Annotated in this window: 11 protein-coding genes; 7 read left to right on the top strand and 4 right to left on the bottom strand. The window is 59.5% G+C overall.

Features of this window, described 5'->3' with window-relative positions:
* Window positions 1–26: 26 nt before the first annotated feature.
* A complete protein-coding gene (gene ppk1 / locus G3M56_RS06070; protein ID WP_164362862.1) occupies window positions 27–2,135 on the top strand; it encodes a polyphosphate kinase 1 in 2,109 nt (702 codons plus the stop codon).
* Window positions 2,136–2,274: 139 nt separating this feature from the next.
* Here ppk1 and G3M56_RS06065 read toward each other — a convergent pair whose 3' ends face one another.
* Window positions 2,275–2,925 carry an NAD(P)H-dependent oxidoreductase gene (locus tag G3M56_RS06065; protein ID WP_164362860.1) on the bottom strand — a complete coding sequence of 217 codons (651 nt, stop codon included), beginning with the start codon at window positions 2,923–2,925 and terminating at the stop codon, window positions 2,275–2,277.
* 154 nt (window positions 2,926–3,079) lie between these two features.
* On the opposite strand from G3M56_RS06065, the gene G3M56_RS06060 reads away from it, so the two are divergent.
* From G3M56_RS06060 to G3M56_RS06050, 3 genes are read left to right on the top strand one after another with little or no spacing between them, the layout of a single operon-like run.
* Window positions 3,080–5,650, top strand: a complete 2,571-nt coding sequence (locus G3M56_RS06060; protein ID WP_164362858.1) for a tetratricopeptide repeat protein — start codon at window positions 3,080–3,082, stop codon at window positions 5,648–5,650.
* A 22-nt stretch (window positions 5,651–5,672) separates the two neighbouring features.
* Window positions 5,673–6,515, top strand: a complete 843-nt coding sequence (locus G3M56_RS06055; protein WP_164362856.1) for a mechanosensitive ion channel family protein — start codon at window positions 5,673–5,675, stop codon at window positions 6,513–6,515.
* A 21-nt stretch (window positions 6,516–6,536) separates the two neighbouring features.
* Window positions 6,537–7,226 carry a YggS family pyridoxal phosphate-dependent enzyme gene (locus tag G3M56_RS06050; protein WP_164362854.1) on the top strand — a complete coding sequence of 230 codons (690 nt, stop codon included), beginning with the start codon at window positions 6,537–6,539 and terminating at the stop codon, window positions 7,224–7,226.
* A gap of 263 nt (window positions 7,227–7,489) precedes the next feature.
* Here G3M56_RS06050 and rsmA read toward each other — a convergent pair whose 3' ends face one another.
* A complete protein-coding gene (gene rsmA / locus G3M56_RS06045) occupies window positions 7,490–8,839 on the bottom strand; it encodes a 16S rRNA (adenine(1518)-N(6)/adenine(1519)-N(6))-dimethyltransferase RsmA (protein ID WP_164362851.1) in 1,350 nt (449 codons plus the stop codon).
* 85 nt (window positions 8,840–8,924) lie between these two features.
* Window positions 8,925–9,473 carry a hypothetical protein gene (locus G3M56_RS06040; RefSeq protein WP_164362848.1) on the bottom strand — a complete coding sequence of 183 codons (549 nt, stop codon included), beginning with the start codon at window positions 9,471–9,473 and terminating at the stop codon, window positions 8,925–8,927.
* A gap of 209 nt (window positions 9,474–9,682) precedes the next feature.
* On the opposite strand from G3M56_RS06040, the gene G3M56_RS06035 reads away from it, so the two are divergent.
* Both G3M56_RS06035 and der read left to right on the top strand, forming a co-directional pair.
* Window positions 9,683–10,264 (top strand): CDP-alcohol phosphatidyltransferase family protein, encoded by a 582-nt coding sequence (locus G3M56_RS06035; RefSeq protein WP_164362846.1) that lies wholly within the window; start codon window positions 9,683–9,685, stop codon window positions 10,262–10,264.
* A gap of 48 nt (window positions 10,265–10,312) precedes the next feature.
* Window positions 10,313–11,761, top strand: a complete 1,449-nt coding sequence (der, locus tag G3M56_RS06030; RefSeq protein ID WP_164362843.1) for a ribosome biogenesis GTPase Der — start codon at window positions 10,313–10,315, stop codon at window positions 11,759–11,761.
* A 66-nt stretch (window positions 11,762–11,827) separates the two neighbouring features.
* Here the strand turns inward: der and G3M56_RS06025 are convergent, their stop codons facing one another.
* On the bottom strand, window positions 11,828–12,169 hold the full coding sequence (locus G3M56_RS06025) for a hypothetical protein (protein WP_164362841.1): 342 nt from the start codon (window positions 12,167–12,169) through the stop codon (window positions 11,828–11,830).
* Window positions 12,170–12,549: 380 nt separating this feature from the next.
* On the opposite strand from G3M56_RS06025, the gene G3M56_RS06020 reads away from it, so the two are divergent.
* Window positions 12,550–14,409 carry a DNA topoisomerase IV subunit B gene (locus G3M56_RS06020; RefSeq protein WP_164362839.1) on the top strand — a complete coding sequence of 620 codons (1,860 nt, stop codon included), beginning with the start codon at window positions 12,550–12,552 and terminating at the stop codon, window positions 14,407–14,409.
* Window positions 14,410–14,465: the final 56 nt, after the last annotated feature.

The following is a 14,465-nucleotide window of genomic DNA, read 5'->3' as shown; positions in this document are numbered from 1 at the left end:
CGCCCCCTACTTCTACTTTCCCCGCCGTGAACTCAGATCTCTTCATCAACCGCGAACTCAGCTGGCTCGAATTCAACCAACGCGTGCTCGACGAGGCACTCGACCCAAACGCCCCACTGCTCGAACGCCTCAAATTCCTCGCCATCACCGGCTCCAATCTGGACGAATTCTTCATGGTCCGCATCGGCGGCCTGATGCTTCTCCAGGAAAGCGGCAACCGCTCGAAGGACTTCACCGGACTCACCCCACACCAACAGCTGCTCAAAATCCGCTCGCGGGTCCAACTGATGCTCGACGACCAGTACGCCCTGCTCAACGAGCAACTCCTTCCCGCACTTGAGGCCGAGGGGATCCGCCGCGTCACCTCGCTCAACGACCTCTCCCCCGCACAGCTCAGCCATATCGAGCAGTACTTCACCGATGCCATTTTCCCAATCGCCACGCCGCTTGCCGTGGACTTGGATCAGATCAGCGAGACCGGCTTCCCCGTCCCTGACCTGCAAATCGCCGTCGCCTGCGAACTCGAAGATCCAGACACCGGCGAGGTGCGCTCCGCCGTCATCCCCGCCCCCAGCAACGCGCCGAGGTTCATCAACCTGCCAGACGCCGACGGCCTCGACTACATCGCGATCGAAGACGTCATCAGCAATAGCCTCGACGTGCTCTTCCCCGGCGAAAAAGTCAAAGCCTCGACGGCCTTCCGAGTCACCCGCAATGGCGACATCACCTTGAACGACGAAGACGCGCTCGACCTGGCTGATGAGATGGAAGCCATCCTCATCGCGCGCAAAGCCAGCGACACCATCCGCCTTGAGATCCAAAAAGGCGCGGCACACTCGCTGGTCAAAACATTGCAAACCGCCTTCGGCCTGAGCAACAGGGAAACCTACAAGCTCCCAGGCCTCATCGACCTCAAAGCGCTGATGCAGATTGCCTTCACACCGGGATTTGATTCGTTGAAAGCCGAGTCCTGGCCGATCCAGCCCTCCCCGCTGATCGACCCGGCCGTGCCGGTTTTCGACACCCTCGCCGAGCGCGACGTGCTGCTCTACCATCCTTATGAGTCGTTCGATCCTATCGTGCGCATGCTGCAAGAAGCCGCCAACGATCCGGACGTCTTGGCAATCAAACAAATCCTTTACCGCACGGCCTCTGACAGCCGCATCGTCGACGCTCTGATCCGCGCGGCCGAAAAGGGAAAACAAGTCACCGTCTTGGTCGAACTCAAGGCCCGCTTCGACGAAGCACGCAACCTCGTCCGCTCGGACGAACTCCAACGCGCCGGAGCCACGGTCATCTACGGCGTCAAAGGACTCAAAACCCACGCCAAGTGCTGCATGGTCGTGCGCAATGAAGGCGGTCGTCTGCGCCGCTATTGTCACTTCGGCACAGGCAACTATAACGAATCCACCGCCAAGCTCTATACCGACGTCTCGCTGCTCACCGCCAACCCGGAATACGGCGCCGACGCCTCCGCTTTCTTCAACTCGGTGACCGGCCGTTCACGGGTACCTAAATACCTCAAGATCGCCGCCGCGCCTCACGGACTGAAGCCGAAACTTCTCTCGCTCATCGCCTCGGAAACCGAGCGCGCAGCCCAGGGCCAGAACGCATTCATCAAAGCCAAGGTCAACAGCCTGCAAGACCCAGACATCATCGAAGCGCTCTACAAAGCCTCGAAAGCCGGCGTCAAAGTGCAGCTCAACGTCCGCGGCATCTCGTGCATCCGACCAGGCGTCAAAGGTCTATCGGAGAACATCGAAGTGGTCAGCATTATCGACGGCTACCTCGAGCACGCACGGGTCATGCTCTTCCACCAGGGTGGGCAAAACAAAATCTTCATCTCGTCGGCGGACTGGATGGTGCGCAACTTGGAGAAGCGGGTCGAGCTCCTCGTCCCAGTCGACGAAAAGGCCGCCAAAAAACGCCTCATCCGTCTGCTCGAAGTCCATTTCGCCGACAACACAAAGGCCCGCTTGCTCAAAGGCGACAACACCTACGAAATGGTCAAGCGCAGCTCGCGCGACAAGGCGGTGCGCGCTCAAGAACAACTCGCCAAGGAAGCCCGCAAAGCGGCCAAACTCGCCGAACGCGAACGCGGCATGGTGCTCGAGCCCCACAAGCCGAAGCACTAACCAAATCGACAAATCGTCCCCAATAAGAACGGGCGCATCACTCTCGGTGATGCGCCCGTTTTTCATTCCTGCCATCTGGCGAATCCCAGCCATCAGCGATGGCGCTCCGCGCAAAAGGCCTGAAACAACAATCGTCGATCTACACGCGCTCGATCAAATCTTCGACCGGGTAGCGGACCTTCGGTGCGTCGGCGTACTTGTCTTCCGCCGCGCGGTAACCCAGCGGGCAGAGCAGAGCGGCGGTCAACCCACGCTCAGGCAGGCCAAGGATCTTATCGACCTCTGCCGGCACGAACCCTTCCATCGGGCAGGCATCGACCTGCAGCATCGCCGCCACGGTCATCAGATTACCCAGCGCGATATACCCCTGACGAACCGCCCAGGCACGACGCTGATCGGCATCCATCCCTTTGACGATCATCCCCAACATCATCTCACGGTAACCATCGAGCACAGCTGGCTCGACACCACGCTTCTCCGCCGACACGTTGATCAACTTGTCGACTTCCTCTTCTCCGAGGTCGGTCACGGCAGCGATCACCACGAGATGCGAGCAATCGACCACCTGACGCTGGTTCCACGCATTTGGCAAAATTGCCTCACGCACAGCAGGGTCATCGACCACGATGAACTTCCACGGCTGAAGTCCAAATGAGGAAGGCGTGAGCACCAGCGACTGCTCGATCGCAGCCCAGTCATCTGATGGGATCTTGCGCTCTGGATCGAACTGTTTGGTGGCGTAACGCCAGTTCAAGGCATCAACAACGGAGGAGGAAGAAATTGGTTCCATCTTTCTATTCTTAAGGCAAAGTGGGAGCAAGCAAACCGGATGGTCGCTCGTAGGTAGTTGGACCGCCGCCGCAGAAACCGGACAAATTCGGGATCTCCGCCGACGCTTCGACACGCCACCATTGCCCCCATCCCTACGCCGGCGCAAGCATATCATGGACCCGCAGAAACCGCACAACCGCCCAGCCATCACATCCCCCCGGACCAAACCTTTGATCCTGGCCACCGTCGGAATGCTCACAGCACTCACCTCGCTGTCGTTGGCCCAGGAAGTACGCCGGCCACGCGTCGTCGACCCAAACCCGGATAGCGGACCATCCGAAGTGCGCCCCGTCCGCGAGCTCTCGCCCGAGGAACTCGAGGCCCTGATGAACGCGGAGCAAGAGGACGCGCAACCGGAGGCTCAGCCCGAGCCAGAAGCGGAAGTGGAAGCCCCGGAACAAGAACAACCCGAAGTGCCTATGCTCGAAGCGGACCCCGCCAAGGACCTGCTCGACTTCGCCAACCTTCACTACAACGCCCAGGACTTCGAGTTGGCGCTCGCTCGTTACAACGAATACCTCGCCGCCAATCCAAAAGCCGATGGTGCCCGCACCGCGCTCTACAATAGCGCCGAATGCCTGCGAAAACTCAAGCTGGCCAATGAAGCGGAAGCCCGCTACCTCAAACTGGTCGAACAATTCAAAACCGGCCCACTGGTCGGTGAGTCCGCCTACAAATCCGGCGCACTCGCCTACAACCGCCGCGACTACGCCAACGCACTGCCTCGCTTCCGCGTCGCCGAACAGGAGCTCGCCCGCCGCGATGACAACCCAGCGCTCTTGCTCGACACCCGCTTCCGCATGGCACGCTGCCTCCAAAACAGCGACCGCGCCGGCGAAGCCACCCCGCTGCTCGAAACCGTCGTCAAATCGCCGGATCCAAACCCATTCCGCGACAAGGCAATGCTCTCTCTCGGGCGCAACGCACTCGAGGCCAACCAGAAGGACAAAGCCCTGAAGTACTTCCAGACGCTCGTCGCCAAATCGGAAACCCCAGCCATCCGCGCAGAGGCCGCAACCCGTGCCGCGCTGCTGATGACCGACGCCGGCGACAAGGAGAAAGCGGACGCCATGTTCGAGCTGGCTCTAAAGATCGACGGCGCCGATGAATGGAAGGCCATCGCACAGTTTGGTCTGATCAAAGCCCGCTACACTGACGAGAACTGGCAGGGCGTGGTCGACGCCTACCAGCTGGGTGTGTTCAAGCTTTCCGATGATATCCGGGCCCAGATGTTCCTCATGGTGGGCAATTCCTACCACAAGCTCGATAACACGGAGCAGGCTATCAAAGTCTACAGCATCATCGAAAACTTCTTCAAAGATCGCGACGAAGGCAAGGAAGCCACTTACCGCAAGCTGCTCATTTACTACCAGACCAAGCATGCCCAGCTCGACACACTCGTCGATGACTTCGTGCTTCGTCTGCGCGCCTCGGATATTGAGTCGCCTCTGATCGACCGCGCACTCTTGCTCAAAGCGGAGCGCGCCTTTGCGGAGAAGCGCTACCGCAGTGCCGTCAATGCCTACGACGAGATCCGGCCACGCAAGCTCTCGGAGGACTACCGCAACACATTCCACTACCGCCACGGCTGGGCACTTTCCTACCGATCCCAGTTGCAGGCGGCGGCTGCAGCGTTCACTCAGTTCATCACACGAGCAGAGAAAGACGACCCACGCTTCCCTACCGCGTTGGCGAAGCGCGGAGCTTGTTACAAAAAGGCTGGCGAGAACAAACGCGCGCTGGCCGACTTCACTCGTGTGTTCACCAATTACCCGGACTCTGCGGAAGCCGAGTACGCCTACCAGAACGCCGGCCTGCTCCACGAAGTCGCCGGTAACACGCGGGCGATGATCGCCACCTTCTCGAAAATGCTCGAGGCATTCCCCGAGTCGAAGGGTGCAGCAGAAGCCAACTACTGGATCGGCCGCGGGCACTACAGCCAAAAGGAGTACGAAAAAGCGGTCGCTCCACTCATCAAGGCGCGCGACATGGACCCCGACCGCTACGGCGAGCCGGCCGGCAGCCGGATTGTCCTCTCGTACTTTGCCTTGAAGGACGTGGACAACCTCCAACGCGAAACCAAACGCTACATCGGCGAGCGCAGCTCGGTGCCACTCCCACAACAAGTTCTGGCCTGGCTCGGCATCAAGCTCTATGACCGCGGTGAGTTCACCGACGCAGAGCACGTCCTGCGCGTCACCTCAACCCCGGACGCTCCCGCCGAATCCCGCCCACTGGTCTGGAAATACCTCGGCAAATCACGCCTCGAAACCGGTAACTTCGACGGCGCCGTCCAGGCCATCGATTACTACCTCGAATCCACCGACAAGCCACTCGCCAAGGCCAACGCCCTGCGCGACAAAGCCATCGCCTACTACCACCTCGAGCAACACGACGAGGCCATGAAGCACGCCGAGGCTGCCCAGTCGCTGATCAAACAAGGCCGAATCAACGCCGAACTGTGGCTGCTGCGTGGCGACATCGAACGCGCCCGCGGCAACCTGGAAAAAGCACTCTCTTATTACACCATCCCCAGCCAAACCTTTGACGACCCGGAAATCACACCGCTCGCGCTCTTCCGCACCGCTCAAATGCTCGAGCAACTCGGCAAACGAGAAGATGCCTTGAAGTTCACCCGGGAATTGCGCGAAAAGTATCCAGACTGGAAGCGCCCGGCAAAGTAACCTCCTTCGAATTACCTCCATCATGAATCCCCCACTTGCTGCTCTTTTGACCGAGGAAACACTCAAGTCCATCCAAGATCAGGCCTGGAACATGGCCGTCGGCTTCGCTCCAAAGCTCGTCACGGCTCTGCTCATCCTGCTGATCGGCTGGAAGGTCGCCAAGTGGATCGGCAAACTCGTGGGCAAAGCACTCGACGTTCGCCACGTCGACGCCACGCTCAAGCCCTTCCTCTGCACGCTGATCAGCGCGGTCGTCAAAGTAGCGGTGGTACTGAGCGCTCTCAGCACGCTCGGGATCCAGTCCACCTCATTCATCGCAGTGCTCGGTGCCGCCGGCCTCGCCATCGGCATGTCGCTCAAGGGAACCTTGTCCAACTTCGCCGGAGGAGTCCTCATTCTCTTCCAGCGCCCGATCCAGGTCGGCGAGTTCATCGAAGCCGGCGGCCACTCCGGCACCGTCAAGGAAGTGAACATATTCAACACCGTGCTGACCACTCCGGACAACAAAGTCATCACCATCCCAAACAACAGCATCGCCACCGGCTCGCTGGTCAATTTCAGCCGCAACAACACACGCCGCGTCGATCTCACCTTCGGCATCGGCTACGGCGACGACATCGATCAGGCCCGCTCCATCATCCAAAAGCTCATCGACGCCAACCCACACGTGCTCAAAGATCCAGAGCCCTCGATTTTTGTCGCATCCCTGGCTGACAGCTCGGTCAACCTCGGCGTCCGCGTTTGGACCGAAACCTCGAACTACTGGGCGGTTCTCACCGACCTGACCGAAAAGACCAAGAAGACATTCGACGCCGAGGGCATCAGCATCCCGTTCCCTCAAATGGACGTACACGTGCAGAAGTGATTTCCCGACCCCATTCCAGGCATGAGCGAATCCATCGAATCCAACCTTGAAGCGATCAACCAACGCGTGGCCGCCGCTTGCGCCAAAGCAGGCCGATCCACCGATGACGTCCAACTGATCGCCGTCTCGAAAAAGTTCCCGGCCGATGCCGTGCGCGGTGCCTACGAGGCCGGCCATCGTGTCTTCGGCGAAAGCCGCGTGCAGGAAGCGATTGAAAAAGTCCCCACCCTGCCCGGTGACATCGATTGGCATTTCATCGGCCGACTGCAGAAGAACAAAGTGCGCAAAGCACTCCCGCTTTTCAGCACATTCCACTCGGTCGACTCGCTTTCGCTGGCACAGGCGATCGACCGCATCGCCCGCGAGGAGGGGTATTTCCCACGCGTCTTCCTTCAAACCAATATCGCCGACGAGTCGAGCAAGACCGGGTTCTCCCGCGCCGAACTCATGGAGCAAATCGACACGCTGCTCGAACTCGAGCGCTTGCAGATTGTCGGACTGATGACGATCCCTCCGCCACGCCAGGATCCCGAGGGGACACGCCGCGACTTCGCCGCCGTGCGCGAACTGCGCGACGAAATCGTCGCCGCCACCGGTGTCCCGCTCCCCGAACTCTCGATGGGCATGAGCGGCGACTTCGAACTCGCCATCGAAGAAGGCTCGACCTGCGTCCGCGTCGGCTCCGCCATCTTCGGCCAACGCGCGTATTAAGTCCGCTGATGTGGCGGAGCTTGAGATAGTTCGGTTTGGGTTATCCGCAGATTACGCAGATTGCTCTGATTTTACGCAAGCGAGGTGCGGCGGGTACCCCGGAGACGTTCAGTGAACGATCAAAGGTCGGTGAGAGGTTCTGTTTTTTCACAGATTCCTCGGATGGACGGGATGTGGCGCAAGCACGACACGGCTCGCCTCACCGGCCAAAGCTATCCAATCAACCTGCGGATAAGCAAAACCGAGCTACCCTCGGCTCCGCATCACCCTTCCTTCTCTTCAAACAAGCGGAAGCATTCGAGGAAGCCGGTGGCGAAGTCTTGCGAGCAACGCTCGACCCACGCGCGGATCTCATCGAGAGGGAACGCCAACATGGCTTCCACCTCGCTGGCTGGAAACTCCGGCTTGCCGCGGTAGTTGCCACGGAAAAGCGTCACAAACTCCCAGCCGGTCGCATCCGATGGTGGCAGCTTGCCCACCTCCTGCAACTCGACACCCTCGAGCCCGGTCTCCTCGACCACTTCGCGAGCGGCGGAGGTTGCGTAGTCCTCCCCCGAGTCGAGATGCCCGGCGGCGCTGCTGTCCCAGGTCTGCGGGTGCACGTCCTTGAGATGAGAGCGCTTCTGCAGCAGCAGGTTCCCCTTTTTGTCGAAGAGGAACACATGCACCGCGCGGTGCTTGAGCTGCTTTTCATGCACCTCGCCACGCGTCGCAGTACCGATGACTTCATCGTTGTCATCCACCACGTCGAACACCTCAGCGGCCGACTGCGGGTTGTGCTTGAGCGGGTGCGGATCAAACAAATTGGTCAACGTGATCCAGCTGGAGAGTGGCAGTTCTTCGGCCCGCACCGACTCCGATGAGCCAATCGCCGCGACCACGTCCGCCCAATCGCGTCCGTCGAGCAGCGGCTGCATCAACTTGCGCAGCTGCTTGCGGCGCTGGGAAAACCCGGTACGAATCACGCGGTCGAAGACCGATGGGTTGAACGCAGGACGCGATGCACGGTCGATCGGCGTCAGCAACGCGACGGACGAATCAATCTTCGGGCGCGGGTGGAACAACTCAGGCCCGAGCTTCTTGATCGATTGCACATTCCAATAGGCCTGCGTGCGCAGCGTGAACACACCGTAGTTTTTGTTCCCCGGCGTGGCGGCCAGACGCTCGATCACTTCGTGCTGGAGCATCAAGACCGCCTTCTCGATCGGCGACGGTGAAGACAGGAAATTGCGGATGATCTCACCACCGCAGGAGTACGGTAGGTTGCCGATGAACTTAACCGGCCGCTCTTTGTAAAGCATGCGCACGTCGAAGCGCACGGCATCGCAATGATGGACGACGACGTCCTCGCGGTCGGCGAACCTTTCCATCAAGCCCTCGGCCAGACGGCGGTCGAACTCGACCAGGATCAACTTGCGGCACTTGCCCACCACATGCTCGGTGAGCGCGCCGGTGCCTGGGCCCACCTCCACCACACAGTCGTCGGCGGAAACATTCAACTGATCCGCAATCCAACGCGCCGAGTTTTCATCGTGCAGAAAGTTCTGCCCCATGGCACGGCTCGGCTGGACGTCGAGTTCGATCAGTCGTTCTTTGATCTGGGTCAAGTTCATCACCCGCACTTACGGTCCGGAAGAGGCAAGAAGCAAGACCAGAAGACTCCGAGACAATCAGCACGCCCCCTCATGCAGAACCGACCTAATCAGAAGACCTGGTCTGCACCGTGAAGCTGAGCAATACCTGCACTGCCGCCCAGCGACGGGCCTCCGGTGTGTCTGGTTCGAGGGTGAGCTTTATATCTCCATCATCCCCCAACTCCACGAACGCCTTACCTGAAACAGTCTGACCTCCGTTCGCCGCTTTCGTGATCCACGAAACACCTCTGCCATCACCCATCTTCAAGTTTCCGTTCTCCAGAACCTCACCGATCACCGCGCCCGCTCTCGTCACCACTTGGCCATTGGGTTTCAGTCGGGCGATCTCGGTGCCATCTGTTCCGACGACAAGTCCGCCATCTCCAAGAATCGCAATGGTATTGCCGCCATGATCCAACGAACCATCATCCTTAACCTCGATTCTGAAGTTCCCTGACTGATCTGTAAGGATAAACGGCACAACCTTCGCCACGATCTGCACATCTCTACCCTCCGAAGCTGGCGCCACCTGCTCGGCATGTGAGGTGAAAGTTGCTGCGCAAAACGCCATCGCCAGCAACGAAGCAGCTCCAAATTTCAATTTGTTACTCATAGGCTCCAACAGAGCAGTCCACTGAGAGAGAGGTCAATCCGATCCGAACAAATTGTTAAAATATGAGGTGATTGGAAATAACACTACCCCCACCTACAACAGGATCTGGTCCAAGTTTGATCTACAAACGTACCTCCTACGAGCCCGCTTCCTTCTTGCCTCTTGGCTCTGAAATCTTGATTCTATCCCATAGCTTCTCGCTTCACCCAATGACAGTCACGCTTGCCACCAAGATCACGATCCTGCGCATCCTACTGGTGCCGGTATTTGTGGGCTTTGCGATTTACTACGCGGAGTCGGTGCGGGCTGGAGCTGCGGTCGAGGCCTACCGCTACGGCGCCATGGCGGCCTTTGCCACCGCTTCGATCAGCGACGGGATCGACGGCTTCATCGCGCGCAAGTTCCATCAGGAAAGTTTTCTCGGTCGTTGGCTCGACCCACTGGCCGACAAGGCATTGATGCTCTCGGCCATCCTCGTGCTGAGCTTCACCCCGTGGCCCTACCACTTCCCGCTGTGGTTCCCGATTCTGGTCATTTCGCGCGACCTCAGCCTGATCGCGGGCGCCATCCTGATCAAACTGGTCCACGGAAAAGTGGAAATCGACCCACATTGGTCAGGAAAAATTGCGACGATCGGCCAAATCGCGGCTATATCTTGGGTTCTCCTGCAGTGGGACCACCCGACTTACATTGTCGCGTTTGCCGGGTTGTTCACTGCCATTTCCTCGATCATCTACATGCGCGGGTTCCTCCGCCAGATCCATCCGGCCGAATCCGAGCCCAGCGCATGATGCCACGCTCCGCCACGTGCGGACACCGACCACTTTTCCCGTCGACCCATGTCAGACCAAGCAGCCCAGCCCGAATCCAAAAAGGACGTCCACCGCAGTGAAGACATCCCGGTGATCGCCATTGTCGGCCGCCCGAATGTCGGCAAGTCCGCGCTCTTCAACAAACTCTCGAAGCGCCGCCTCGCCATCGTTCACGACCAGCCAGGCGTCACCCGTGACCGCCTCGCCACCGAATGCCGCGCCACCAAGTCGCGCGCGTTGCTCATCGACACCGGGGGTATCGGCGCCACCCTCGACGACGGGTTCTCGGAACAAGTCCGAGCAGAAACAGAAGTCGCCATTCAGACCGCCGACCTCATTCTTTTCATCCTCGACGGCCAGGAAGGACCTCACCCAATCGACCAAACTCTCGCCGCAGACCTGCGCCAGTCCGGCCGCCCGGTGCGCATGGTCGTCAACAAAATCGACGAATCCGTGCACGATCGCCGCGTCGATGAGTTCGCCGCCATGGGCTTCGAGGATCCAATTGCCGTCTCTGCCGCCCACGGCCGCGGGTTCGACCACCTGGTCAAAGAAATCGACCGCATCCTCGCCGATCAAGGCGTCGCCGTCGACCGCGACAAAGCCCGCGATGCCGAAGCGGAAGAAGACGCCTCCAAGCGCCCGATCCAGCTCGCCATCGTCGGCAAACCAAATGTCGGCAAATCCAGCATGGTCAACGCCCTGCTTGGCGACCAGCGTGCCATCGTTTCCGACGTCGCCGGCACCACCCGCGACGCATTCGACGTGCCGTTCACGTTCAACGAAATGGACTACACGCTGATCGACACCGCCGGCCTGCGCCCACGCTCGCGCCGCGACACATCGGTCGAAGTCTTCTCCGCAATGCGCACCGAATCGTCGATCCGCCGTGCGGATATCTGCGCTCTGGTCATCGATTGCTCGAAAGGCGTCACCGCCCAGGACCGCAAAATCGCACGCATCATCCTCGACGAAGGCAAGCCCTGCTTCATCGTCCTCAATAAGTTCGATCTCTTCCACCCGGACGGCGAACACCGCGCCCGCATGGAGGAAATCAGCGAACACGTCAGCCGCGAGTTATTCTTCCTCCACTACGCGCCATTCGTTGCCGTCTCCGCCAAGACCGGTGAGTTCCTGCCACGTATCTTCCACACCATCGACAAAATCCGTGGTGCCTCGAAGCACAAGCTGGGCACTGGTGAGTTGAACCGATTGTTCAAGAAAGCGATGGCCAAGAACCCGCCACCGCTCATCGGCAAGAAGAAGCGCCTCAAGCTGCTCTACGTCACCATGACCAAGCCGGAGCGCCCGACTCAAATCGCCGCGCCGACTTTCGTGCTCTTCATCAACAACGAAAGCCTGATGAGCGACAGCTACCAACGCTACCTGGAAAACCAGATCCGCGACCGGCTGCCGTACAAAGGTCTGCCGCTCAACTTCGTCCTGCGCTCGCGCGCCAAGAAGTCGGAGCTGTAACCGCCCATCGATTCACCTGAAGCCCGCACCTCTCCCGAGCTGCGGGCTTTTTCTTTGCCCCGCCATTCAATACTCCTCAGGAAATGGACATCCGCTGATGTAAACCGCCCCGTGGCGGTACTCCAACGCACCGCCCACTTGGTCGGCCAACATTTGGCAGATGGAGTGGATCGAACTGCGGCTCGCCACCAGAGTCACCGGCATCCGCTTGAGCGAATAACGCGTCTCAAACACCATCGGCTCATAGCCAAAGGCAGCCGCCCAGCACTCGGAGCGCATCCGCAATTCTTGCAGTGCCTGCTCCAGCGGCACCCTCCTCACATCAAAATGCTCCACCATGGAGCAACGCGCCATCTGCTCAAGAGCATCCTCTCCGTGCACCGGACCAAAGCACGATTCAGGTGGCATTAGATCCCCTGCTGGAACCCATAATGACTCGTCTTCCACCATCGCCCAGGTTCCTCGCGGCACCCACGGGTCGCGCCGGGGCAAAACGACATACAACCCGCCGGCTCTCATTGCATCAACATCCATGCGCCCCGCGCCCACAGCGCTCCCCGGCGGCTCCGGGCCCTGACACCCTGCCGACGCAATCATGATCACCAACCAGAACCATCGGCACGCCATTCGCAGCACATTTTAAATCCCCCGACCGAAGCACCACCGGCCCCGTCATCCATCGATTACGCCCCCAATCCACACCACGCGCCGACGAATCCCCACAGGCTACTATTTCACACCTCCTAAACACTTGATCCCCCAGCCCCCAGCGGGCATCATGCACGACCATGGCCGACGCAGCATCCCACAACTATACCGAAGACAGCATCCGCTCGCTCGATTGGAAGGAGCACATCCGCATGCGCCCCGGGATGTACATCGGAAAACTCGGCGATGGCACGTCCTACGACGACGGCATCTACATCCTGCTCAAAGAGGTCATCGACAACGCCATCGATGAGTTCGTCATGGGCTTCGGCCGCGAAGTGCAAATCGATATCGATGACGAGGGCCGGGTGGAAGTGCGCGACTTCGGCCGCGGCATCCCATTAGGCAAACTGATGGACTGCGCCGCCAAAATCAACACCGGTGCAAAGTACGATTCGGAAGCATTCAAAAAATCCGTCGGCCTCAACGGTGTCGGTATCAAGGCGGTCAACGCGCTCTCCGAGTCATTTGAAATCCAGGCCTATCGGGAAGGCTCGACCCGCGCGATCCACTTCTCCCAGGGCGAAGTGGTCGAGGAAATGAAGCGCGCCAAGAAGAGCGACGATCCGTCGGGCACACGCCTCGCCTTCAACGTCGACCGCACCATTTTCCCAAGCCGTACCCGCGTCCGACCAGAAATCGTCGCGCGCATGTGCCGCCACTATTCCTATCTCAACACGGGCCTCACGCTCATCTTCAACGGCAAGCGCTTCCGCTCGAAGAATGGCCTGCTCGATCTTTTGAAGGAAGAGATGAAGGAAGACTCGATCTATCCCGCCATTCATCTGGCGGATACGGACATCGAAGTCGCCTTCACCCATACCGCTACCAGCGGCGAGGACTATTTCTCGTTCGTCAACGGCCAGAACACCCACCAGGGCGGCACCCACCTCGCCGCATTCCGCGAAGGCATCGTCAAAACCCTGCGTGAGTTTTATAAGAAAAACTACGACCCGGCGGACATCCGCGCCGGCCTCACAGCCGCGGTCTCAGTGCGTATCCAGGAGCCGGTCTTCGAATCCCAAACCAAGACCAAGCTCGGATCCACCAATATTGCCCCGGACGGCGAAACCATCCGCACGTTCGTCAGCAACTTCCTGAAGCTCCATCTGGACAACTACCTCCACCAGAACCCAAAGGTCGCCGAAGCCATTCAAAAACGCATCGTCGCCGCCGAAAAAGAACGCAAGGAACTCAAAGGCATCCAGAAACTCGCCCGCGAACGCGCACGCAAAGCGAAGATTCATAACAAAAAGCTGCGGGACTGCCGCGCCCACCTCGACAGCAAACACAAGCGCCGCGCGGAAACCACCATCTTCATCACCGAGGGCGATTCCGCATCCGGATCGATCACCAAATCCCGCGACGCCGAAACCCAGGCAGTCTTCTCTCTCCGCGGGAAGCCGCTCAACTCCTACAGCCTGAGCCGGAAAATCGTCTACGAGAACGAGGAGTTCAACCTGCTCCAACACGCCCTCAATATCGAGGACGGTATTGAAGGCCTGCGCTACCAGCGAGTCGTCATCGCAACCGATGCCGACGTCGACGGCATGCACATTCGTTTGTTGCTGCTTACCTTCTTCCTTCAGTTCTTCCGCGAGATGGTGGAAGCCGGTCATCTCTACATTCTTGAGACACCGCTCTTCCGCGTCCGCAACAAAAAGGAGACCCGCTATTGCTACACGGAAGAAGAGCGTGCCAACGCCATCGCAGCCCTTGGAGCCAAGGCGGAAATCACACGATTCAAGGGCCTCGGTGAAATCTCTCCTGATGAGTTCCACCACATGATCGGCCCCGACATGCGACTCCAACCGGTCACCCTCGACGAAGCGGAACACATCAAGGAAACCCTCGCCTTCTACATGGGCAAGAACACCCCGGACCGCCAGATGTTCATCATCAACCACCTCAAGGAAGACGTGGTACGCTCGGATGTCTGATCGGCCATTGGGCCAAGCTCCGGAGCCCAATGAGTCATGGCTCTTGCAGGAGCGCG

The organism is Sulfuriroseicoccus oceanibius (assembly GCF_010681825.2).
GTDB classification, from domain to species: Bacteria; Verrucomicrobiota; Verrucomicrobiia; order Verrucomicrobiales; family SLCJ01; genus Sulfuriroseicoccus; species Sulfuriroseicoccus oceanibius.
Note: the sequence above shows the minus strand (reverse complement) of the source record. Positions and strands in the feature narration are given on the sequence as shown.